Genomic DNA, 24,649 nt, shown 5'->3' with positions numbered 1-24,649 from the left:
TATATCTGACTAGCTGGTCAGATGGAGAATTCTCATGACTACACCCAAACGGGCCGGTGACGGCCCCGCACGCAAAGGTGGTTCCAGGCTTCCACCAGCGGCGCGCGGATGGAAGCTCGAAGACGCCAAGGCGCGGTTCAGCGAGGTCGTTCGCCTGGCCCGCAGCGAAGGGCCGCAACGCGTCACGGTCCGCGGCAAGGATGCCGTCGTTATCATCAGCGCCGACGAACTCGAAAGGTTGCTGCCGCCCGAGCGTAAGAAGCCGCTCGTCGCCTTTCTCGAAGGACTGCACCTCGACGGCGTCGATCTGACGCGCGAACGCGATAGCGGACGGGATATCGTCTTGTGATCGGCTGGCTTCTCGACACCAATGTGATTGCCGCGCTCATCAATCCGGGCGGCGCGCCGAGCGTGAAGACATGGGCGTCGGAGCAGCCCGAAGAAGCGCTGTTCCTCAGCATCCTGACGCTCGGTGAATATGACAAGGGCATCCACGCCATACCTGCCGACCATTCTGAGCGGTCACGCTATATCGGGGCTCGCGATGCACTCGAAGCGCGTTTCAAAGGTCGCATTCTGTCCCTTGATGACGCGATCATCCGGCGATGGGGAGCAATCTCCGGCGACGTCAAGCTAGGCACGGGCCATACACCGAGCGTTGTCGACACGATGCTGGCGGCCACCGCGATCGAGCACCGGCTTTATCTCGTGACCCGCAACGTCAAGGATGTGCGTCACAGCGGTGCGGCCATATTCAATCCGTGGGAGGATGATCCCACGACACTGGCGCTATCCTGACCAGTTGGGGGAAGGATATCCTTCCTCAGGTTCTTTCGAGCAATCGCTCCCGTGCGAGGTCAAGTGCGTGCGAAAGCCTTATCGCCACCACCTGGTCCTTGGGGTCGACGAGGCACTCAAGTGCCGCCTCCATGTGCTTGATGGCGTTTTCCAGCCTTGGCTCTTCGTCTGTCATGTGTGCTTCTCCGTCCCGTCGCGCTCAGTCGGCGGGCACCCTCCCCGGAGGAGGATGCCGGCCCCTGAGCCGGACGGTCGAAAGACGCGAACAATAGAACGCGTGCCTGATCTTTAGCCGGAGCCTGGACATAATACAGGCAATCCGGCCGCAAGGCATGCGCCGACTCTATTGTTCGGAGTTTCGACTCTCCGGCCCGCCACCGGCGGACACGCTCCTCTAAACCAACCGGGCAGCAACTGCCAGTCGGTTCCGAGCGAAATTACCGGATGCCGCAGGTGGGTGCGGGGTCTTCAGCGTGTCGATAGACGCGCCGCCTCGACCGGCCGATACATGTCCGCGCGATCACGCATTACACCCGTAAGCCAGGCGAGATGGCTCGCAGCGTCCGCCAACGGCAACGTGGCTACCGCGTCGAACAGGTTACGCTGATAGGGTGGACCGCTGTCGAGGATATCCACCAGCTTCTCCCGCGCGGGGCTATGGGGATCGGTGATCTCGGCATTGGCTTCGCGGGCCGCCTCCAGAAAGGCCTCAGCCAGTTCCTGGGTCGCATAGTAGCCGCTGTCGAGATCTTCCCCGAGCGCGAGGGCGGCGATCTGGCTGCGCACATCCGCGATGTCGGGGTCGTTGACCGCATCGATCAGCGACAGGTTGAAATCGAAGGTGGCGAGATAGTCCGCGATCATGGGGAAAGTCCTTTCATCCATCACTGGAACATAGGGCAAACATAGTCACAATGGAAATGATCCTCGCAACGGGAACGCGGTCATGAATCCGTCTTCCGCATGGGCCGCCCCGATCGGCCGGCATCCCGCGCCGTGATCGGGACGGTCGCACCCCTGCGTCTCCGGGGACGCCTGCGTCGAACCGAGCGCGGTTTCCTCCTCGATATGGAGGATGGCCACGTCTGGCGCCTCAATGGCGCGCAGGATTTCCCGCCGCTGGTGGACGCAGTCGTCGTCGTCGAGGGACGCAAGGCGAGCCCCAGCCTCCTCGACGTTCTCTGGCTCGGGCCGGCGTAGCATCCCCAGAGGCACGCTCTGTTTCCTTCCTCAAACGTCGCGCTTGCGGCACCGTCGCCGCGGACCTCGGCGAGGACGCCTCGGCCCGCAATCAGCGTCGCACGATGTCTGTCATCACATTCTGCGCCGCCTCGCAGGGTCTCGGCGTGCCAGGGCTGGTCGGGGCAAGCAAGGGCTGCCTCCGGCCAAGAAAACCTAGGAGTAGAAGGGGCCTGCCGACGTTGTCGCTTGGGGTAAGCGGTCGGCAGGCCCCTTCTACTCCAAGCTTTTCTAAAGGCCGCAGCGCGACGTCCCTTGCTTGCCCCGACCAGCCCTGACCCTTGAGCCCCGGCGACGGCGGCTCCGAATGCGATGACAGACGGCCACCGTCGCGTCCTCCGCTGATCAGGAAGGAATGGCTTCGCCATATTTTTCTTTGTTCGAGACGCTACCGCGTCCGTATTATTGGCTCTGGCTCACCAAATGCGATGAAATACTGTCAAGAAAACAATAGAATATACTCGAAAAAGGGGAGGGGGTATAAGTATAGGTGCAGATGGGGATTGGCCCCGGAAGCATCGTTTGGAGTAAAGGCTATGAATATCGGTGAGTTTAACCTTAACAAGGGCCGCATCATCGGATGGATTGCCACCCGCGCAATCGACCTGCCCAAGCTGGCCTTGCGCCCGGTGGAAAGCGAAAACGAACTGGCCCCGGCTTATGAGATCATCGCGCCCAATGTCGGGGGCCGTGTCGTTCAGGTCGGCGCGCTTTGGGAAGCCGTCGCCAAGAAAACCGGCGAGGTTTTCCTGCAAGGCCATGTTGATGACCCGTCGATGCCCGAAGCCCTGCCCATCGCGCTTTTCGGCTCGGTGGAGGAAGGCTATCGGGTGGCATGGCGCAGGCAGGAGCGCGACGATTTCGGCCCCGCCATTCGCACCCCCCGCGACAATGCGCCTTCCGGCAACCGTGGCGATGACTACGGTTTCGGTGACAGCACCGCCGATGGAAGCGGCGGACTGTCCAGCCAAGGGGCCGCATCCGATTTTGACGACGAGGTGAGAGTCTAGGAACCGGACCAAGACGGGCCGGGGGAGCGCAGCAACGCTTCCCCGGACCCTAACCGATCATCCTGCCATCAGGAGTCAGACCCATGACGAAGAAGTCAGCTAAGAAGGCCGTTAGCACATTTGCCGACCTGCCGGAACTTATCGCGGAGGAAACCGCAACCCCCGCTTTTGAAGCATCCTTTGGCGATCCGTTGCCGCTGTCCATCATCGAACACGGCGACGAACCGGGCGAACATGAGATGCCCGAACCGTTCACCGCGCAGAAGGTTTGCGGCGAACTTATCACGTCGCTTTATTGCCTCTTGACGGACACGCGGCTTGACCCGCTCGCCCCGGATATTGCTTGGGGTATCGTCAACAGCTTCCATTTTGTCGCTGGAACGGTGGAGCGCCGGGAGGATCGCCTAGCCGACAAAATCCGCGATATGACGCGGTGCATGGAACCGGGCGAGGTATTCAACAAAGACCTTGAGGATACCCAGCTTCAATGCCGCTCGCTTGCGGAACAGCGCGCCGCCATCGAAACGATGCGCGACTATGCCGCCGCCATGTATCGCGCTTGCTGGCGTCGCGCATGGGCACCGACCAAGGGCAGCAAGGCGTCATCCGTCACCACCGCAAGCTATATCAATGCGCTGGATTTCTTGCAGGAACGCGCCCTTGCCAAGCGCGAGAAGCACCAGCCGCAAGGCCCCGTCGTCATCTTTTCCGGCCCCGCCATCTGGGACGAATGGGAACCGCTTTGGGCGAAGCTGACAGAGATCAAGGCCCGCGTTCCGCATATGACGCTTGTTACCACCGGGCAGCGGAAAGGGGCGGACGCCATCGCGGCGGCATGGGCAGCGCGGGAAGGCGTCCCCGTTGTCGCTTATGGCCTCTATGGAGGCGGGCGCAAGGCTCCCTATCAGCGAAACCGCAAGATGGGCGAGCTTGAGCCGGTGGAAGCCGTCCTTTGCGAAGGGTCCGGCATCCAAGCCAATCTCTATCAGACCATGCGGAAACAAGGCGTTCCCATCCATGCTTTCCGCAAGCCCAAGGATGCCCCCGCATCCCGCAAGCCGCAGAACGGCGAGGGGGACACGTTCAGGCAAGCACGGCGCAGCGCCTGAAACCAAACGGCGCGGCGCTTCCCCCAGCGCCGCGCTACCCATCACACGAGACCCGCCAAGGCTGGCGCGCATCCCCGCGCGCTGGCCTTTTGTCGTGCCCCCGGCCGCCGCCGCGCCTGACGGCGCGGCGGCGGGAAGAACCAAAAGGGGAAGGGCCGACAGGTTCACGCCCCCACCGAAGGGCCGAGCGCCCCACCGTCATCCCCCTTTGCGGGCCTTGGCGCGGCTGGCGCTTTCCCCGAATGGGAAGCATCGGAGGCACCCGACGCCCCCTTGAGCGCAGCCAGCGCGGCAGCGCCGCCCAACCGCAACACATGGCCCAGCACGTCCCGGAACTCGCGTTCCGTCAATTGCTCGACCGGCAGCGCCGTCACCATTGCCGCATAGCGATCGCGTAGCCGCTTGCGTAGCGCAGCCTTCTCGACCGCAATCCTCTTCTCGCGATCTTCCAGATCAGCGAGCCTATCGCGTTCAGACATTTTAGGCATGACCAGTTTCCTTCTCAGGCTGGCCCGCTCGTCACGCGATCCTTGTCGCACAGGCGCACCCGCGCCACAAGCGACCCCACCGCATAGCGCGACCTATCTCCCCACATCGACCACCACCGCAATGGGTGCGCCCGGCAGCGGTAGGGATGACGCAGCAACTCCGTTGCTGCGGGCAAGCGACGCACGCGCTTCGCGGTTTGTAATGCACCGTACGCACGGGTGCTGTGGCCTGAAACTGCCCTATAATCAATGGTTTCCGTTGGCAGACGCGTCAGCCAGATTTCACGTTATTTGGCTGACGCGTCTGCCGCCTCAGTACTATTGCCCGAAAAAGCCCCGCAATTCCGCCGTTTCCGGCTGGCAGACACGTCCGCCACGCTGATTTTATTGTGATCGTCGCTTGTCTGCGCTATAGTTGCTGTGCGTCGTGACCTCCTTGTCGAAGCTCCAGTCGGAGCATCACCTTGGCAAGGGTCACAATCCGGATCGACGATGCCCTTTACGAGCGGCTGCAGCGCCGTGCCCGTAAAGTCGGCGTCAGCGTCGCCGAACTCCTCCGCCCCGCGATCGACCAGACCGCCGATCCCCGCGGCGGCTACGTCTACACGACGCAGGACGAAATCCTCTCCTGCGTCCTGCAGACGCTCTCTATCCTCGCGGCATCGGTGCGACGCCGGTCGCCCGAGACGCTCGAACAGGGCATGGCCGACGCCAGGGCGCTGCTCCTCGAAAAGGGGCTGCTCTCACCGGACGAACAGCCATGACCCGGCGCGCGGATCCCCACCTCGCGGACACATGCCCGGCCTCGCGTTCCCCCTCGGCGGGCTTCCCGTCCGGCCGCGCGATTGCCTGCGATTATTCCCTGCCGGTCAGGGCCATCCCAAATCCGGGGGCATGCCGTAGCGCACCGCCAGCCGTTCGGGGGAGGGGCCGGCCATGAGCATCTTCCGCAACGACACGTTGGGGAGCTGGACGCGGGGCGGGCAGGCGATCGTCCACAATGTCCGCATGACCACCCAGGTCTTTTTCCAGACCGTGCTGGCCGGGCTGATCCTCTGGTTGATGGGGACCTGCTGGTATGCGTTCGAAAAGTCGACCGACTATCAGCGCTTCGTCCTCGCCAAGCTGGTGGAGGCGACCATCAAGGCGGATGCGGCGCCGGGGACCAATGACCCGGTGCTGTTCCGCACCCCCGACGGGCGCCAATACTGGACCTCGGCCGACACCCTCGCCGACTCCGGTGTCGCGAAGCAGGCGCTCCACAAACTCGAAAAGGACCTCATCCACGGGGCGGCCATTGCCGGTGTGGTCGCCCTCTTCGGACTGGTCAGTGCCTGGTTCTATTTTACCAGAACTGGGAAGGGGCTCGGCTCCAACGAATATCTGCGCGGCGCCCGCTTCGGGACGGCCTCGGAAGTGCGGCGCGCGCTCCGGGGGCAGAAGAAGGGGGCGCTCACAATCGGCGGCGTCGCCGTGCCGGAAGCCTTCGAGCCCGAACATATCCTGCTGGTCGGCGCTCCAGGAACGGGCAAGACCAACCTCATCACCACCATGCTCGAAGGCATCCGCAAGCAGGGTAAGCGGGCGATCGTCTATGACACGGCCGGGAGCTTCGTTGAGAAATTCTATCGCCCCGGCAGGGACATCCTGCTCAACCCGCTCGACAAGCGCACCGACATCTGGAGTCCCTGGGTCGATGTTCCGCGGGAGTATCATTACGACCAGATCGCGGAATCTACGATCCCCGACAAACATGGCGATCCGTTCTGGAGCAAGGCCGCGCGCGGCACGCTGGTCGCCGTCCTGCGCAAGCTCGCGCGGCAGAAGCACACGCTCATCTCGGTCCTGCTTGATCGGGTGCTGCGTTCCCCGCTCGCCGATCTTGCCGCCTATGTGAAGGGCACCGATGCCGCCGCTTTCATCTCCGCCGAGGGAGAGCGCACCTCGGCCGGCGTCCAGGCCGAGCTTGCCTCGGTCATGCGCAGCTTCGCCTATCTCGACGATACCGAGGACGGCTTCTCGATCCGGCGTTGGGTCGAGGACGAGAAGGACGACAGCTGGCTGTTCGTCACCGTCAAGGCCGACCAGCTTCCTTCGCTGCGCCCCCTGATCACGGTCTGGCTCGACATCGCGATCAGCGCGATCATGAGCCTCACGCCCGACCGCGACCGGCGGCTCTATTGCGTCATTGACGAATTGCCGACGCTCCAGAAGCTCCCCAGCCTATCCGACTTCCTCGCCCGTGCGCGCAAATATGGCGGCTGCGGCATATTGGGGTTCCAGTCCTATCCCCAGCTGACCGCGACCTACGGCAAGGAGGATGCGGCGGCCATCACCGGCTACTGCTCGACCTGGGTCGCGCTCCGGGCGAACGATAGCGACACCTCGGAACTTATCTCCAAAAACCTTGGCCGGGTCGAGCAGGTCGAAGCCAACGAGGGGATGAGCTACGGCGTCAATGACATGCGCGACGGGGTGAACCTCAGTCGCATGCAGGTGACCCGCCCGCTGGTTCTGGACACCGAGGTCACCCATCTGCCGAACCTTTCGGGTTTCCTCCGTTTCGGGCGCAATCTCCCCGTCGTCCGTTTCACCGATCGCTTCAATCCGCTGCCTTCGATCGCGGCCGCGTTCGTTGAACGCACCGAGCCCCCCAAAAGGCTGCCGCTCGGCAAGGCCATCATCTCCCAGGCGTGGGCAGAGCGCCGCGCGCGCCAGGCGCGGGAGGAGGCCGCGAGGCGAGGGCAGGGTCCGGGACATCCGGACACGCCGCCGTCTCCCGGAACGGGGCAAGGCGATCTTTTTACCGGCGAGGCCAATCCCCCGCCGGCGCGGGAGCCGACCCAGGAGCCGCCCAGCCTGCCGGATCCCCAGGACGCCGTGCCGCAGGATGAGGTGTTCGGACCCACCGACCACAGCGATTCCGGCATGACGGACGAGGGAGCGCCGATCGACGATCATCCCGACGAGGAGAACAGGGTTGCCACCCCCATCCCCTTGTTGGGGGCGACGCGCGGCACGATCCGTGTGCGGCTCGACAGCCATGGCCGTTCCGAAGGCCCGCGTGAGAAGGCGAAGCCGGCATGATCCATCCTCGCCGCCTCAAGGGGACACCCGCCAATATCGGCCGCTACTATACAATCGGCGACTATTATACCAAGGGCGGCAACGAACCCTCCGAATGGGGCGGCAAGCTCGCCGCCAGCCTCGGCCTGTCCGGGCCTGTCGACCCCAAGCAGTTCGAGGAACTGCTCGCCGGCAAGGTCGGCGACCAGCAGCTCGGTCGCCGGCGCAAGGAAGGCATCCAGCATCATCCCGGCTGGGATTTCACGATCAGCGCGCCCAAGTCGATCTCGATCCTGGCGCTGGTCACGGGCGACGAGCGCATCCTTGCCGCGCACGAGCGGGCGGTCGGGGTTGCGCTTGCCTATGCCGAGGAACATGCCGAGCTGCGCCGCCGGGTGGACGGCGAGATCGTCCACGAGACGACGGGCCGGCTGCTGTTCGCGCGTTTCACCGAATATGCCAGCCGCGAGCACGACCCGCAGCTCCATACCCATGTCGTCATTCTCAACATGACCAACCATCTCAATGGCGACCGCATGTCGAGTCTCGAGACGCGCTCGATGTATGCCGAGCAGCTCGTCATGGGTCAGATCTATCGCAACGAGATTGCCCGCGACGTGCGCGCGCTGGGGCATGAGATCGTGTTCGATCCGCGTAAGGGGCTGTTCGAGGTCGAAGGCATGCCCGGCCAGCTTATCCGTGACTATTCGCAGCGCGCCGAGCAGATCAACGAGCATGCCGCGGAGCACGGGCTTGAGGGACAGGCCCAGCGCCGGATCTCCTTCTTCGCGACCCGAAAGGCCAAGGAGACGATCGGCCTCGATGACCTGCGCGAGCAATGGCGCGTGCGTGCTGAACCCTATCGTGAAGATCTCGACAGGCTCCAGGCCGCGGCGCAGGAGCGGGGTGAACGAACCATCGAGACCGATCCGCGCGTTGCCCGCCGCGCCGCTCTGTTCGGCATCCGCCAGAATGAAACGCGCGAGGCGGTCAACAATATAGGCCGTCTCTATCGCACCGCGCTCGCATCGCATGTCGGTGAGGTCCGCCTGGGCGACGTGCGGCCGCTCTACGATGCGCAGGAGAACAAGGGCAAGCTGCTGGTCACGGTGCGCCAGACCGGCGACCAGCCGCTTCCGCGCGGCCGGACATCGCGCCGGACCGCCAAACTCGAACTCGCCCTGTCCGAGCATCTGTCGCTGGCCATGGGCGATGCGAAGCCGGTTGCCACCCGTGAACGGCTGGAAGAGGCTGCGACGGCCGCCAGGCTGAAGCCCGAACAGACCGCGGCGCTGATCGCCATCGGCAGCGGCACAAACCGGGCGGTCGGCGTGCATGGTGTCGGCGGCGCAGGCAAATCCACCCTGGTCGCCGCGTTGGTCGATGCGACCCGCGACGACTATACCACCGTGGCGCTCGCACCGACCTCTTCGGCGGCGGCGGAACTCGGGCACAAGGCGGGCATCGAATCCCGCACGCTCGCCTCGCTGCTCGCGAGCGGCGGTTATGGCATTACCGACAGGCATATTCTCGCGCTCGACGAGGCGGGCCAGCTCGGCAACCGCCAGGCGCTGCGCGTGCTGGAGATCAGCCGCGCGACCGGCGCGCGTCTCATATTCCTCGGCGACAATAAGCAGACGGGCGCGATCGAGCAGGGCAAGGCCTATTGGCTGCTCCAGCAACTCGGGCTGCCGACTAGCCAGCTCAAGGAGTCGCGGCGCCACCTGACCGACGCGACGCAGGAGGCCGCGGACATGGCGCGCAAGGGCGACTATGCCGCGTCGCTCGCCGCGCTGGATCGCGTGACCACCGGCGACACCGCGGAGAACCTCGCCAAGGCGATGGTCGCCGATTGGACCCGGCTCAAACCGGAGATACGGGGCGAAACCAATATCCTCGTCCTCGACAACGCGACCCGTCTGATCGTCAACAGCCATATCCGCGAAGTCCTGAAACGCGAGGGCACCGTCGCGGCCGAAGACCATCGGCTCGAAGTGCTGACCCCGTCCGGCCTGACCGACCAGGAAAAGCAGATGGCGCGCTTCTACAGCGCGGGCCAGGTGCTCAAGTTCACGCGCGACAATCCCAGGCTGGGGATCGCACGCGACGCCGACTATCGCGTCGTCGGGGTCGGCCGGAACAATCATGGCCGCCAGGTCGTGCGCCTGGTCGACGAGCATGGCCGCCAGATCGAATGGCGTCCGGGCCTCGGCAAGGCGGCGCATGTCAATGTGTTCCTGCCTGAGAAGCGCGACCTTGCCCAGGGCGACCGCATCCAGTGGCGGCTGGTCAACAAGGAACTCGAGGTCAAGAATGCCGAACGCGGCACCGTTCTGGCGCTCGAGGGCAATATCGCGACGATCAGATGGGACCGCGGCGAGCGCGTCCAGCAGGTCGATCTCTCGGTCCACCGGACCTGGGATCATGGGTATTCGGAAACCGTCTATTCGTCGCAGTCCAAGACCTATGACCGCGTCTATGCGCTGGCGCCTGTGGAATCCGGCCTCGTCAACGGTCAGAACTATTACACCGCCATCACTCGCGCCGCCTATGGCGTGAAGCTCTGGACCGAGAGCCAGCAACGTCTCGCGGAAAAGCTCGCCTCGCGATCGGGCGAGAAGACCTCGTCGCTCGAAGGGCTCGGCCGGATCAGGGCCGACAGCCACAAGATGCGGGGACTTCGCCACAAGGACCGGCACGACCGCTCCCGCGAGGAGAATGCCCGCGAGCGCGCCGCCCGTAATGCCGAGCGGGAGCAGCGCGAGCGGAAACGGCAGGGCCGCTCCGAACCCCGCCCGAACAGTCTTGCCGAGATCCTCGCCGGCCGCGCGCAGGAGGCTGCCTCGCTGGTCGACCGCTTCCTGCGCGGCACGATCGAACGGGACCGTCAGCACGCGCCGGCGGAGCCCGATCGCGCGGGTACGCGCGAGCCTGTCCACCAACCAGAACCCCAATCCCAACCTCAGCCGCAGCACGATCATGGCGATCGTGGCGGCGGGCATGACCGATAGGAGAAGATGATGGAACTTTTGCTGATGGCGATCGCCTGCGCCGCCCTCGTTGCCCTGCTATACCGCCATTATCGCGTTCCGATCCGTCATCGCTGGCGACGCCGACAGGCTCGAACGATGTGCGAGCAGCTGCGCGGACCGGATCGCGATCAGCCCGCCGTCTTGCACTATGCCCGGCTGCGCGCGATGGATCCGCTGGCGTTCGAGGAATTACTGCTCGAAGCCTTCGAGCAGCGCGGGCACCGCGTCATCCGTAATCGCCGCTATACCGGGGACGGCGGCGTCGACGGGGAGGTCATCATCGATGGCCGGCGCTGGCTGATCCAGGCGAAGCGGTATCGCGATGCGATCAAGCCTGAACATGTGCGTGAGTTCGCCATGCTTTGCGCTGCGCGGCGGCGGCGCGGCATGTTCATCCACACCGGTCGCACCGGCGGGATGAGCCGCACGATCTGTTCGAGCGCCGATGGCATCGAAATCGTCTCCGGGCAGCGATTGCTTGCGCTGCTGACCGGCGCTCCGTTCGAGCCGGATGGTCTGCCGTCTCGCGATCTTCTTCGACGTGGCCCCTCCGATTTTCGTGATCGGATAGTGCAATGAGGGCGTGTCGATCAATGATTTTCCAGGCCTCGGTAGCGGGAAGGGCGCTCACCAGTATAGCGATCCTGTCCGTCATACTGACGCCGGCTCCTGTGCTGGCGAAGCAAGCTGCACCTGGTGAGGTCGCCGAAATCGCCCGTTGCATCCGCGTCGCCGCGCGGGGGCGTGCCTGGCTTGAAAAGACGCTTTGGGGCTTGCGGACACAGGAGGCTGGCTGGCTGGGCGCGGAGATCGCGAATACCAACGGCACCCACGATCTCGGGCCGCTTCAGATCAACAGTAGCTGGGTGCCGAAAATGTCCCGACTGCTCGAACGACCCCAGGAGCAGATCCGTCATTGGCTGCGCTACGATCCCTGTTTTAATGTCGAGGCGGCACGCTGGATATTCCTGTCCGGGCTGGAAGCGACCGGAGACTATTGGAAAGCGGTTGGCGTCTATCATAGCCCAACCGAGGCGAGGCAGGTCGCCTATGCGAAGAAGGTCGCAAGCCACATGCGTCGGCGGTTTGGCCCGGACGTGTTTGCGGCAAGCCGCGGGAACCTGGTGAGGTAGTTTTGGGCGATGAATACAAGCGGTTGAATAGCTTTCAACGCTGGACTCCAAGGCTGGGCAGGCAGCCCGTTCGCTGCATCTGCCCTCCGAGGTCATCCCTTTTCAGCGAACACTGGGATCGTACCTAAGATCGTGCGCTGGCCACCTGCGCTTTGCAGCTTCCGCCCCAATTCAGCGATGCGTCGTTCGCCGTCCTCTTACGTCAGTGTACTCCTTCGATGGGGCTGGCGGACTTGCACAGCTTGGCAGGCTTGGTGGACGGCCTGCGATCTGCTGATCGGTGAAACTGACGACAGGCAGGCAATGGCGCGATAGGGTGAGTATTACGCCCGCGCCCGCAGTTCGTCGATCATGCATTTGTGTTGCCCATAACCTGCTCTCGATCTTGGGCCATCCGGCCGGAGCTGATCCGGTCAATCTGATGATCGAGCCGAAGTCCATCGATACACTCAGGAGCCTTACGTAGTGACGTTGCCAGTCGGCGCGGTGATGGTGACCACAAAAGAGGTGGCTGGGTGAAACCTTGAGGCGGCCTCTGGCACCTTACGCAAGCTGGAGATGAGCTATGTCCAAGCCGATGATTTTGTGGTTCGAAGACATCGGTATCGCTGATGTGCAGGCCGTAGGCGGCAAGAACGCGTCTTTAGGCGAGATGACCGCGGCCCTCGCTCAGAAGGGCGTGAAGGTGCCCTCTGGCTTTGCCACCACTGCGGACGCTTACAGGGCGTTCATTCACGACAATGAGCTTGCACCCCGCATTACGGAACATCTCTCCGCCTTCCACTCCGGCGGATGCACCCTTCAGGAAGCGGGGCAGGCTATAAGGAGTCTGTTTCTGGAAGCGGAAATGCCCTCCCATATCGCCGAGGAGATTGTGTCCGCTTATGCGGAACTTGGCCGGCGTACCGGCACAGAGCGTCCCGCCGTTGCCGTGCGCAGCAGCGCGACCGCCGAAGATCTGCCGGATGCGAGCTTCGCGGGCCAGCAGGAAACCTTCCTCAATGTCCGGGGCCGGGCCGCACTTCTGGCGGCCTGTCGTCGATGCTTCGCCTCGCTGTTCACCGATCGCGCGATCAGTTACCGCGATGCGAAAGGCTTCGATCATCTCGAGGTTGCGCTGTCGATCGGCATTCAGCAGATGGTCCGCTCGGACCTGTGCGGATCGGGCGTCATGTTCTCGATCGATACCGAAACTGGCTTTCCAAATGCTATCGTCATCAGCGCCGCCTGGGGGCTGGGCGAGACCGTCGTCCAGGGGAGCGTAAACCCGGACAGATATGTCGTATTCAAACCGCTTCTCGCGCAGCCGGGGACCGAACCGATCATCGACAAGGAGTTGGGCGGTAAGGCGTTCCGCATGGTCTATGGGGAAGGCGGAAGCCACCGTACGAGGATCGTCGAGACAACCGAGCAGGAGCGTCAGAGCTTCGTTCTCGATAACAGCGATATCGTCCAGCTCGCGCGGTGGGCCGTGGCAATCGAGGACCATTACCAGCGTCCCATGGACATGGAATGGGCGAAGGACGGCGAGACTGGTGAACTCTACATCGTCCAGGCGCGTCCCGAAACGGTTCAGGCCCAGGCCAGCACTTCGACATTCCGGCATTACCGCCTCAAGGAGAAAGGCGACCCGCTATTGACGGGCGCGGCGGTGGGAACAGCCATCGCTGCTGGCAAGGCTTGTGTCATCCGGACCGCCGCCGACATCGCCCAGTTCCGGGACGGGTCTATTCTCATCACTGAGACGACTGACCCCGATTGGGTTCCGGTCATGAAACGCGCGGCGGGGATCGTGACCAATCATGGCGGCACCACCAGCCACGCTGCCATCGTCAGCCGCGAACTCGGTGTTCCCGCAATCGTCGGCACCGGAAACGCGACCGAGATCATTGCCGAGAACAGCGAGATCACGATCAGCTGCGCTGACGGTGACGTCGGAACAATCTACGCCAGCATACTCGATTTTTCCGTGACGGACGTGGATATCGGCTCCCTGCCGGCCACCCGGACGGACATCATGGTCAATATCGCGAACCCGGCGGCGGCATTCCAGTGGTGGCGGCTTCCTGCCCGAGGGGTCGGCCTTGCGCGCATGGAGTTCATCATCAACGCGCATATCAAGGTGCATCCGATGGCACTGGTTCACCCGGATCGCGTGAGCGCTGAAGCTCAACGGCAAATACGCGATCTGACCAAGGGGTATTCCGACCCATCGGAGTTTTTTGTCGATGTCCTCGCGCGCGGCATCGCGAAGCTTGCAAGTCCCTATTACCCGCACCCCGCCATCGTGCGCCTGAGCGATTTCAAAACGAACGAATATGCGCACCTTGTGGGCGGCGACGCCTTCGAGCCGGATGAGGAGAATCCGATGCTCGGCTTCCGCGGCGCCTCGCGCTATTACGATGAACGGTATCGCGAAGGCTTCGCTCTCGAATGCCGCGCGCTCAAGCGGGTCCGGGAGGAACTGGGCTTCTCGAACGTCATCGTCATGGTCCCCTTCTGCCGCACGCCGGCCGAGGCGGATCGCGTGCTCGAAGCGATGGCCGAGAACGGTTTGCGCCGCGGGGAGAATGGGCTGCAAATCTACATGATGTGCGAGATACCCTCGAACGTCATTCTCGCCGAGCAGTTCGCTACGCGCTTCGACGGATTTTCCATCGGCTCCAACGACCTCACCCAGCTTGTGTTGGGTGTCGACCGCGATTCCGGGATTCTGGCCAATCTCTTCGATGAAAGAGACGAAGCCGTCACCCGCATGATCTCGGAAGCCATTCGCAAGGCGCACGCGGCGGGCATCAAGATCGGCATATGCGGCCAGGGGCCGAGCAACCATCCGGACTTTGCGGCGTTCCTGATTTCGGAGGGTATCGATTCCATGTCGCTCAATCCCGACAGCTTCGTGCGAACGATCAAGGCCGTCGCGGAGGCGGAGGGACAATCGGGCTGAGCGCCGGGTGAAATGACACTGATGCGAGGTACAGGAAATTGCGTCTACCGGTGCTGATCCGCCTGGGTTCACCCGCATATTGTCGCGCAATCGCGAGCTCGGGAAGGTTACCCGAGAACGTCGTCTGAGTCCGGCGGCATTCGTAAAAGCCCTAATGGCCCCATCCTGGAACCGCCGATAGCCTTTGAGTGCTGGCTGGAATCGGGGAACAGGGTCCGGCCAGATGACGTTGATAGCAACAGTCGGAATGAGCGCCGCCGGTAGCGGGGAGACGGACGGCAACAGGAGGTTTTCCTATGTCTGCCGTATCTGCCTTTCCATCCTTCTCCCAGCCCCGAATGTCCGCGAAGACATCCGGCGTCGTCGCGTGCATCGATTGCACCGATCGCAACGCGTGGATCTATCCACACGCTCTTGCTCTGGCTTCAACGCTCGACGTTCCGGTAACGCTGCTTCAGGTCTTGGACAGAGACGCGTCGCCCGACGCACGGCCTGACCCCATCGAGTGCAATCTTCGTCGCCGCGAGGCCATGCGGGTGCTCGATCGTTGTGCTGCGACGATCGAACCGTCCTCATCTCAAACGACCATTGAGCTCGCAGAAGGACCGGCGGCGGAGGAAATCTGCCGGTACGTGCGGGAGTGTGACGAAGGGATGGTCGTGCTGGGCAGGCGCGGACGAAAGGAAGCCGGCCGCGACGGCGTCGGGGGCACAGTCCACAAGGTGCTGTCCCAGGCACCAGGCCCTGTCCTGCTTGTTCCGGTGGAAGCGCCCGTCCCTGGTTCGGCCTATCGACGGATCGTGGTGCCGCTCGATGGCTCGCGCTGGGCCGAAAGCGTGCTGCCCCTTGCGGTGCGCCTCGCGAAGGCAGCCGACGCTGAGCTGCTGCTCGTTCATGTCGTCCCCACGCCCGAAATGATCCAGGCGCGACCCCTGGAAACCGAAGACGAGACGCTGCGCGAAAACCTGATCGAACGCAACGAGCAGGCCGCGCGCAGCTATCTGGATCGGACCAGGTCCAATCTTTCGGCGATGGGCCTTCGCGCTCGCGCGATTGTCATCCGTGGCGGCGACGTTCGCGACACGCTTTGCGCGTTGATCGATCGCGAAGCGGCTGATCTCGCGGTGATGTCCGCACGCGGGCACGGGCATCAGCATGTCAGGGACGTCCCGTACGGAACGGTTGCCTCCTATCTGATGGCCCATTGCAGTGTCCCGATGCTCGTCCTGCCTTCGGCGAGTCGCAAGGCGCAAATGACTTCGCCTGCCGCCAGCCAGAGCGTGAGATTGCCAACGGCCATTCAGGTCTGATTGATGGCCGATTATGAGGAGCGCGATCCGCTCGCCGGGGCGGCGGAGGAGGTCGCCGACCGTCATCGCCTGACAGGACTGCTCGGCAAGTCGGTGCCGCTGCCCGCATGGGCGCATCTCGAGGAGATGAAGACCTGGCTGAGGCAGGCCCGACAGGCGGCCGCCAAGGCCGACAAGCGCGCAGGCGCCGCGGCTGAATGGCTGCTCGACAACGATTATCAGATACAACGCGCCATCCTGCAGATCCGCGAGGATCTTCCCGGAGAGTTCTACGCGAAACTTCCGGCGATCTCCGGGGACGGGCTCGGTCGCCCTCGCGTGCATCAGCTTGCCCATGCCTTGCTGCAGGCTTCTCACCTGCAGGTCTCGCTGAATGGCGCGGTGCTGTTCGTAGAGCAATATCAAAAGAAGATGCCGCTCAGCATCGCCGAGACCTGGGCCTTCCCGACCATGCTGCGCATAGTCTGCCTGGAATTGCTCATCGGAGGTTTCAGCCACCTCTTCCCGGAGGTCGAGCCGCCCTTTGAGATCGTCGAGACGCCCGACACGGCGATGGTTGGTTTTGACGATACGGAATGCGTCGCGCGCGCAATCGCGAACCTTGGCGTGATCGCGACGATTCAATGGAACGACTTCTTCGATCGAACGAGCCAGGTCGAAGCCATCCTCCGGCGCGACCCGGCAGGCGTCTATCCACATATGGACTTCGATACGCGCGATCGATATCGCCATGCGGTCGAGCAGCTTGCCGACCAGTCGGGACTCCCGGAATGGGATGTCGCCGAGCGTGCCTTGCGCCAGTGCTATAGCAGCGACGAAGCGCCATCGGGCCATGTAGGCTTCTGGCTCATCGATATCGGACGGCCTGCCTTTGCCGACGCGATCGATCCTCGTCCATGGACGCCGGGCTCGATATTGCGACGCGCGCTGCGTTATCCAGGCCTGCTTTATGCAGCCGCCTTGCTGCTCGCGGGCCTTGCGGGCTTTGCTCTACCCGCAGCCTATCTGGTTTCCACCGGCGCCACCGCCGGATCCTGGCTTCTAGGGATCGCGCTCACCCTGCTACCCGCATCGATCCTGAGCATCACCTTCGTCAATTGGCTCGTGACCCACATCGTTCGGCCGAACGTACTCCCCAAGCTCGATTTCAAGGACGGCATCCCCGAAAGTTCGGCGACGGCAGTCGTGATGCCTGTCTTGGTCGCGCGATTGTCGGATATCGCGCCGCTGCTTCGGCGCCTGGAGGCACACCGCCTTTCCAATCCCGATGCCGCGCTCGAATTCGTGCTGCTCAGCGATTTCGCCGATGCGTCACAGGAAAGTGTCTCGGTCGATGCCGATATCGTTCGCGCGCTGACCAGCGGGATCGAGGAACTCAACGCGCGCTTTGCCAATGCCAAGGGACATGGGCCGTTCCATTTGCTGCATCGGCCACGACGGTTCAACGCGGCCCAGGGCTGCTGGATGGGCTGGGAGCGAAAGCGCGGAAAGCTTGAGCAGTTCAACGCCTTCATCCTGAACGGAGATGCGTCCCCCTTCAATGTGACCGTCGGTAGCATCGAACGGTTGCGGCGATGCCGTTTCGTGATGACGGCCGATGCCGATACCAGGTTGTCGGCCGGCATCGTCCGGCGACTGGTGGGGACGCTATCTCATCCCCTTAACCGCGCCCACTTCAACGCTGCGACCGGCGCGGTCGAACGAGGATATACGGTTCTTCAGCCGCGCGTTGAGCTGGCGCCGGAAGCGACCGGCCAATCCTTGTTTTCGCGCCTCTATGGCGGTGACACGACCATCGATATCTATTCGCGCGCCGTATCCGACGTCTATCAGGATCTGCTCGGCACAGGCGTCTACGTGGGCAAGGGCCTCTATGATGTGGCGGCCTTTCATCGGAGCCTCGAAGGGCGCGTTCCCGAGAATACACTTCTCAGCCATGACCTGTTCGAAGGACTGCACGGGCGAGCGGCGCTGGTCAGCGATGCGATCGTTTATGAGAGCTTCCCGACCAGCTATCTCGACTTCACCTGGCGCTGGCACAGATGGGTCCGTGGGGACTGGCAGATCCTGCCATGGCTCTTTCCCTTCGTGCCCGGCGGCGATGGCCGATGGCTGCGCAACCGGCTCGGCTGGTTCGATCGGCTGAAGATATTCGACAATTTGCGGCGCAGCATAATTCCAGCGAGTATTGTGGCGCTGCTGGTGGGTGGATGGTTTCTTCTCCATGGGCAGCCCTGGGTCTGGACCTTGCTTGCCGTCATCGCGCCCGGTGCATATCTCTTTACGGACCTCGTGACCGGCCTCGCGCAGGGCCGCCGCCGCGGCGTCATGCAGAACCTGCTGCGACGTCTGGCGGATCACGCGGGTCGCTGGTTTCTCGCTATCGTCTTTCTCGTCAGTGACGCGATGATAGCGCTGCATGCCATTGCCATCACCCTATGGCGTCTCCATTCGGGCCAAAGAAAGCTCGAATGGACGTCGGCCGCCCACATGGCGACGCGCAACGCGGCGCGACATCCGCGACTGGCGGCATGGCGTGACATGGCCGCCTCTCCGGTGTTCGCGCTGATCATCGGCGCGGGTCTGTTCCTTGCGGCGCCCGCTTCCCTGCCTGTCGCGGCTCCCCTGCTGCTGCTCTGGTTCATTGCGCCTGAGATCGCGATCCGGATCAGCCGTCCGATTGAGCCGGCAAAGGACACGCTGTCCGAAAACGATCGAAAGTTCCTGAGACTGATGGCGCGGCGCACCTGGCTCTTTTTCGAGACCTTTGTGCGCCCCGAGGACAACTGGCTGCCACCCGATAACTATCAGGAGCCGCCCGACGAGGAAATCGCGCACCGAACCTCGCCGACCAACATCGGAATGATGATGGTATCGGTCCTCACTGCCTGGCGCCTCGGACATATCGGCCTCAACGAGGTTGCGACACGGCTTCACAACACGCTCGATACGTTGGATCGCCTGGACCGCTACCGCGGCCATATTCTCAACTGGTACGAGACGAGAACGCTCGCGGCCCTGGAGCCCCGATATGTTTCGACCGTCGACAGCGGAAATCTCGCGGTCAGTCTGATCACCGTCGCGCGAGCCCTTCAGGAAGCCAGAAGCTTGCCACCGGTCGCCACGGATTTGTGGCGAGGGTTTGACGACAATATCGAGTTGCTCGCCGAAGCGATTGCGACGATCGACCTCGAAGCGGCCTCCGCCGCCGGCTCGATCCTTGAGGCTATGCGGGAAACCGCCCGCAGGATTGAGGAAGGGAGGCAAGACTGGGCCGAGAGGATCGACGATCTCCTGTCGATCGATCTTCCTCGCCTGCGCGAGCAGATTACCCTGATGGCCGAAAGCGTCGGCGAGGATGAAATCGCCTCCCTGCGGAATGTCCAAGCCTGGCTGGAGCGGCTCGAACATCATCTGTCCGGCATGCGGCGAGACCTTCGGCTGTTCTCGCCCTGGTGGGAGACGCTCGCGGCGCATCCGGCAGAGTGTTCGAACGTCGCGGCAAAAGTCGCCGACCTGTTGGCGAACGACCGGCTGCCGTCCACGCACGCGGGCGCCGCGGCAGCAATTGGCGTCCTCAATGCGGCGAGAGACCAGCTACCGGCGGAAAGCCGGCAATGGGCGCACGATCTCCAGGCGGCGATCGAGGAAGGCCAGGCGGCCCGGCAAGCGCTTCATGACCGCCTCGATGACCTCTCCAGTCGCGCTAACGCCGCCGCGCACGCCATGGACTTCTCGTTCCTGTTCGATGCCGGCAGCCGGCTCTTTCATATCGGCTACAATGTGAGCGCCGATCGAATAGATCCGCACCACTACGATCTGCTCGCCAGCGAAGCACGCCTCGCCAGCTTTTTCGCCATCGCGAAGGGCGACATAGAGCCTCTGCACTGGTTCCATCTCGGGCGGCCCATCACCAAGCAGCACGCAGGCCTGGCGTTGATATCGTGGAACGGCTCGATGTTCGAATATCTGATGCCGAACATCTTCCTGCAGAGCGATCCCCAAACCCTGCTCGGAATGAGTGACCGGACCGCGATTGCTATCCAGATCGCATTCGGGCGGTCACATGATATGCCTTGGGGTATTTCGGAGTCGTCCTTCGCATCGATGGGCGAGGACCGCGTCTACCGATATCACGCATTCGGCGTCCCTGCGCTCGGCCTCCAGCGAGGTCTGGGGCGCGATCTGGTTATCAGCCCCTATGCGACGGCGCTGGCGCTGACGATCCGGCCCGCGCTGGCGACGCGCAACCTTCAAACTCTGGCGGATCTTGGCCTCATCGGCCGATACGGATTTTTCGAAGCGGTCGACTTCACGCCCGAGCGGGCGCCTGACGGTGAACGCTTTGCCGTCGTGCGCTCCTACATGGCTCATCATCATGGCATGAGCCTTGCCGCGCTCGGAAACGCGTTGTGCGATGACATGCTCGTGCGCTGGTTCCACACCGATCCTCATATCCGCACCGTCGACCTGCTCCTTAACGAAAGGATTCCATGGGAGCTGCCGCCCGAGATCGCGCGGCTTGAGGTTCGTGAGCCACAGCCGGAACCCGACGAACTGATTCCGGGCCTTTACGGCTGGGCACCCACTCGGCGCCGTGGGGAGCACGCGTGGCAGATTCTCGGCAATGGCCGGCTTTCGAGCCGCATTCGGACAGACGGTGCAGGTGGGCTGAGCTGGAACCAGCATGCCCTGACCCGTGGGGACGCAGGTTTCTGGATCTATCTGCACGACCGGGATGCAGATGTTACCTGGTCGGCAACGGGCGGCCCCTTTTCTCGACCCGAAGACGCGCCGGAGGTGATCTTCCAAGCGCATCAGGTGGAGTTCCACCAGCGCGCCCACGGCTTGTCGGTCACGACAACGATCAATGTCGCCAATGCCGACGACCTGGAGATCCGGCGTGTCGCTCTTGTCAATGATAGCGATAAGCCCCGGACCATCGAAGTCACGGGCTACGCGCAGATCGTTCTGGCTCCGGCCCAGGACGCGGCGCGCCACCCTGCCTTCAGCAAGCTGTTCGTGGGGGCGGAAGCCTTGCCTGGCAATGACGGCCTGCTTTTCACGCGGCGGCCGCGCAGTTCGGCGGAACGTCCGCCCGTCCTGCTGACCCGTGTGATCGGGGATGAAGCTGGCGTTACCCTGCTCGGTCTCGAAGCCGATCGCAGCGCTTTCATCGGACGATATGGGTGCCCCAGGCGGCCCGCATTGTTGACCGGGGAACTGCCTGGTGGCCCGCTCGGCTGGACGCTTGATCCGATCTGCGCGATCAGGATGACGGTGGAACTGCCTCCGCGCGCGCGACGTGAATTCGCCTTCGTCACCATTGCGGCTGGATCCCGGCAATCGGCCCTCGAACTTGCCGAGCGCTTTACCACCCTGCCGTCACTCGACTGGGCTGTGAGCGATACGGCAAGTGCGGCGGCGCGCGAGATGCACAAGCTGGGCCTGCAGCCGCACATCGTGCCGCAGGCGCAGGCGTTGCTGTCCACTCTTCTCACCAGAGCGGCAGAGCCGGGATCGGCCGGCGCGCGCACATTTCGGCGCGGGGACCTTTGGGCGCTCGGGATATCGGGCGACCATCCTATTTTGATGCTGCGTTCCGGAACCGCGGAGCAGCAGGACCTGCTTCGACAGCTTCTCTCCTTCCACAAGCTCATGCGGCAGCGTGGTATGCCGATCGACCTGGTGGTGACGCATGAAGGAACGTCGGGCTATATCGAGCCCGTCCGCGAGCGTCTTCTGGAAGTGCTGAAGGATGCCGGGCTACAGGATCGCCTTGGCACCCATGCCGGGATACACCTCGTCGGCATCGGTCCATCCGATGGCGAGCGGGCGGCGCTTCTCGATCAGGTTGCCCGCCTCATCCTTGACGAAGCCGGCGGCAGCCTAGTCGACCAGCTTGCGCGATACGACCAGCCGCCGCATCCGGGCCCGCTGTTCGCGCCGGTCGGGGCGAACTCCGGTACAATCATGACGGCGCCCGTACCGCGCCCGGCTGATCTGCAATTCGATAATGGGTGGGGAGGCTTCGATCCGGATACGGGCGACTATACTATCTATCTGGAACCCGGTGCGCCGACCCCTGCGCCCTGGGCCAACGTCCTCGCCAACGACGGCTTCGGGACGATCGTGACCGAGGGCGGTCTGGGCTTCACCTGGGCGATAAACAGTGGTGAAAACCGTCTCACGCCGTGGTTCAACGACCCTGTCGAAGATCCTCAAGGCGAACGCCTTTATCTGCGCGATGAGGAAAACGCACGGCTCTGGACGCCGACGCCGCTTCCGGCCGGTGGAGACACGGCATGCCGCATCGATCACGGCCCCGACCGTACGTCCTGGCACCGGCATAGCGAAGGCCTTGAACAGGAGCTCTCCGTCATCGTGCCGACGCACGACACCGTGAAGCTTGTCCGGCTTCGCTTGCGTAATCAGTTGCCGCGTCCGCGCCGGATCACGGCTACCTACTATGCCGAATGGCTGATGGGCGCTGTGCAAGGAGAACAGGCGCCCCTGCGCCGCTCATTCTATGATCCGATCTCGCACGCGATTCTCGGCCAAAATCCCTGGACCGACGAATTTGCCGACCGCATCTCCTTTCTTGCTTCGACACTTCCGGTCCACACGCTCACCACCTCACGCTACGATTTTCACGGCGATGACGCCGACCCCACCAGTCCCCTCGGACTTCTGAACTGGGATCTTGGTCACCGGCAGCATGCTGCCGGTGACGACTGCTGCGCCGCCCTGCAGGTCCATCTTGATATCCCGGCTGAAGGAACCGCAGAAGTTTGCTTTGTGCTGGGGCAGGGCGACGACCTGGATCACGCGCGTGACCTTGTCCGTCGCTGGCAGGACCCATCGGCCTTCGAGACCGCGGCGCGGGAGTGTGCCGGTTTCTGGAAGGACAGGCTGGACGCGGTGCAGGTCAAGACGCCCGATCCCGCCTTTGACCTGATGGTCAACCGGTGGCTGCCGCACCAGTCGCTCAGCGCCCGCATCCGCGCTCGCGCGGGCTTTTATCAGGCGAGCGGCGCTTTCGGTTTTCGCGACCAGCTGCAGGATGTTCTGGCACAGATCCATGCCGATCCGAATGCAACACGGCAGCATATCCTTGCCGCGGCTGCCCATCAGTTCGAGGAAGGCGACGTGCTGCATTGGTGGCATCCGCCATTGGATCGCGGCGTCCGCACGCGCTGCTCGGACGATCTGGTCTGGCTACCGTACGCCGTTGCTCATTATGTTGAGGCGACCGGAGACAAAACCATCCTGAGCGAGCTGGTTCCTTTTCTGCGGGCGCCCCCGCTCACGGCCGAAGAAACCGATCGCTATGCGCGTTTCGAGGTGAGTGACTACACGCAATCCCTGTTCGTTCATTGCGAGCGCGCGCTTTCCCACGCCTACCGCCTCGGGTCTCATGGCCTCCCGCTGATTGGTGCAGGGGACTGGAATGACGGCATGGATCGCGTGGGCAACCGGGGGCATGGCGAAAGCATATGGCTCGCCTGGTTTCTCATCGCGACCATCCGAAATTTCACGCGTCATTGTGTGGATGCGGACCGGAACGAGTTCCGCGACCATTGGAACGGCCGCGCAGAGACGCTTGCGGCCGCGGTGGAACGGTCGGGGTGGGATGGCGAATGGTATTTGCGCGCATTCGACGACGACGGCCGTCCATGGGGCGCGTCGGAAGAACAGGAATGCCGCATCGATTCCATCGCGCAGTCGTGGTCCGTATTGTCGGGTGCCGGCAAGGTCGAGCGTACCCGATCGGCGCTCGCTTCGGCCAGACGATATCTGGTTCGGGATGACGACAGTCTCGTGCGTCTGCTGGATCCGCCCTTTGACCGCACGCCGCGTGAGCCGGGTTATATCAAGGCCTATCCGCCGGGAATTCGCGAGAATGGAGGCCAGTATACCCACGCGGCAAGCTGGCTCGCGCTCGCGTTCGCGCGCACGGGGGATGGTGATGGGGCCAAGGCGCTCTTCGACCGAATCAATCCTATTCAGCATGCCGCGACGGCTCGCAGCGCCGCCCATTATCGAACCGAGCCTTATGTCGTGGCGGCTGACATTGCCGGCATGGAGCCCCACCTCGGCCGAGGTGGCTGGACCTGGTACACGGGTGCCGCAGCCTGGACATGGCGGTTGGCGGTAGAGGAGATTCTTGGCGTTCGGCTCGTGGGCGGCGAACTTCAGGTGCGCCCCGTCTTGCCCAGGGACTGGGAGAGCGTCGAATTGACCCTGCGGCGAGGCCGTGGGTCTATTCATGTGACGATCGAGACGGATGATACTCTGGAGAGCGAAGAACCGGTAATCGAGGTTGAAGGGACGCTCTGGGACGCACGCGGAATCCCGTTCCCCGAGAACGATCATACGCGGATAGTCGTCGTGCGGGTTGCGCAGCGAGCCTGAAGAGCAATCCAGGACCGGGGCCAACGTGTATCCGGTGCTTTACGTAGCGCCCAGTGCTTCAGGCTCGGCTACAGGAACACTTCTCAACACCTTGTTGCCGGG

Annotated in this window: 16 protein-coding genes; 13 read left to right on the top strand and 3 right to left on the bottom strand. The window is 63.4% G+C overall.

Annotated elements, in window-relative coordinates; all coding sequences use genetic code 11:
* Positions 1-34 precede the first annotated feature (34 nt).
* Positions 35-349 (top strand): type II toxin-antitoxin system Phd/YefM family antitoxin, encoded by a 315-nt coding sequence (locus DFR49_RS05160; RefSeq protein WP_013846870.1) that lies wholly within the window; start codon positions 35-37, stop codon positions 347-349.
* Positions 346-798, top strand: coding sequence for a type II toxin-antitoxin system VapC family toxin (locus DFR49_RS05155; RefSeq protein WP_013846869.1), 453 nt, complete (start codon positions 346-348; stop codon positions 796-798). The genes DFR49_RS05160 and DFR49_RS05155 overlap by 4 nt, the downstream gene beginning before the upstream one ends.
* 25 nt (positions 799-823) lie before the next feature.
* Here DFR49_RS05155 and DFR49_RS21855 read toward each other — a convergent pair whose 3' ends face one another.
* On the bottom strand, positions 824-973 hold the full coding sequence (locus DFR49_RS21855; protein WP_013846868.1) for a hypothetical protein: 150 nt from the start codon (positions 971-973) through the stop codon (positions 824-826).
* Positions 974-1,266: 293 nt separating this feature from the next.
* Complete coding sequence (locus tag DFR49_RS05150) at positions 1,267-1,662, bottom strand: hypothetical protein (protein WP_013846867.1); 396 nt, start codon at positions 1,660-1,662, stop codon at positions 1,267-1,269.
* A gap of 99 nt (positions 1,663-1,761) precedes the next feature.
* Here DFR49_RS05150 and DFR49_RS21655 point away from each other — a divergent pair, with 99 nt between their 5' ends.
* The 3 genes from DFR49_RS21655 (at position 1,762) to DFR49_RS05135 (ending at position 4,156) form a co-directional block, all read left to right on the top strand.
* Positions 1,762-1,998, top strand: coding sequence for a DUF5818 domain-containing protein (locus DFR49_RS21655; protein ID WP_062116437.1), 237 nt, complete (start codon positions 1,762-1,764; stop codon positions 1,996-1,998).
* Between the two features lie 575 nt (positions 1,999-2,573).
* Complete coding sequence (locus DFR49_RS05140) at positions 2,574-3,047, top strand: DUF736 domain-containing protein (protein WP_030538182.1); 474 nt, start codon at positions 2,574-2,576, stop codon at positions 3,045-3,047.
* An 83-nt stretch (positions 3,048-3,130) separates the two neighbouring features.
* Positions 3,131-4,156: an SLOG family protein gene (locus DFR49_RS05135; RefSeq protein ID WP_013846864.1), complete on the top strand. Its 1,026-nt coding sequence runs from the start codon at positions 3,131-3,133 to the stop codon at positions 4,154-4,156.
* Between the two features lie 164 nt (positions 4,157-4,320).
* Here the strand turns inward: DFR49_RS05135 and DFR49_RS05130 are convergent, their stop codons facing one another.
* Positions 4,321-4,644 (bottom strand): hypothetical protein, encoded by a 324-nt coding sequence (locus tag DFR49_RS05130; RefSeq protein ID WP_013846863.1) that lies wholly within the window; start codon positions 4,642-4,644, stop codon positions 4,321-4,323.
* 464 nt (positions 4,645-5,108) lie between these two features.
* On the opposite strand from DFR49_RS05130, the gene DFR49_RS05125 reads away from it, so the two are divergent.
* The 8 genes from DFR49_RS05125 to DFR49_RS05090 all read left to right on the top strand — a co-directional run bounded on the left by DFR49_RS05125 (position 5,109) and on the right by DFR49_RS05090 (position 24,547).
* Positions 5,109-5,408: a ribbon-helix-helix domain-containing protein gene (locus tag DFR49_RS05125; protein ID WP_013846862.1), complete on the top strand. Its 300-nt coding sequence runs from the start codon at positions 5,109-5,111 to the stop codon at positions 5,406-5,408.
* A 172-nt stretch (positions 5,409-5,580) separates the two neighbouring features.
* Positions 5,581-7,731: a type IV secretion system DNA-binding domain-containing protein gene (locus DFR49_RS05120; protein WP_013846861.1), complete on the top strand. Its 2,151-nt coding sequence runs from the start codon at positions 5,581-5,583 to the stop codon at positions 7,729-7,731.
* A complete protein-coding gene (gene mobF / locus DFR49_RS05115) occupies positions 7,728-10,721 on the top strand; it encodes a MobF family relaxase (protein WP_013846860.1) in 2,994 nt (997 codons plus the stop codon). The genes DFR49_RS05120 and mobF overlap by 4 nt, the downstream gene beginning before the upstream one ends.
* 24 nt (positions 10,722-10,745) lie before the next feature.
* Positions 10,746-11,321 (top strand): restriction endonuclease, encoded by a 576-nt coding sequence (locus tag DFR49_RS05110; RefSeq protein ID WP_234703076.1) that lies wholly within the window; start codon positions 10,746-10,748, stop codon positions 11,319-11,321.
* Between the two features lie 14 nt (positions 11,322-11,335).
* A complete protein-coding gene (locus tag DFR49_RS05105; RefSeq protein ID WP_013846858.1) occupies positions 11,336-11,875 on the top strand; it encodes a lytic transglycosylase domain-containing protein in 540 nt (179 codons plus the stop codon).
* Between the two features lie 565 nt (positions 11,876-12,440).
* A complete protein-coding gene (gene ppsA / locus DFR49_RS05100) occupies positions 12,441-14,822 on the top strand; it encodes a phosphoenolpyruvate synthase (RefSeq protein ID WP_030090317.1) in 2,382 nt (793 codons plus the stop codon).
* A 296-nt stretch (positions 14,823-15,118) separates the two neighbouring features.
* Complete coding sequence (locus tag DFR49_RS05095) at positions 15,119-16,132, top strand: universal stress protein (RefSeq protein ID WP_013846856.1); 1,014 nt, start codon at positions 15,119-15,121, stop codon at positions 16,130-16,132.
* A 3-nt stretch (positions 16,133-16,135) separates the two neighbouring features.
* Positions 16,136-24,547: a GH36-type glycosyl hydrolase domain-containing protein gene (locus DFR49_RS05090; protein ID WP_119034651.1), complete on the top strand. Its 8,412-nt coding sequence runs from the start codon at positions 16,136-16,138 to the stop codon at positions 24,545-24,547.
* Positions 24,548-24,649: the final 102 nt, after the last annotated feature.

It is taken from the genome of Hephaestia caeni, assembly GCF_003550065.1.
GTDB classification, from domain to species: domain Bacteria; phylum Pseudomonadota; class Alphaproteobacteria; order Sphingomonadales; family Sphingomonadaceae; genus Sphingomonas; species Sphingomonas caeni_A.
The sequence above is the reverse complement of the archived record's forward strand: the minus strand, read 5'-3'. Positions and strand labels throughout refer to the sequence as shown.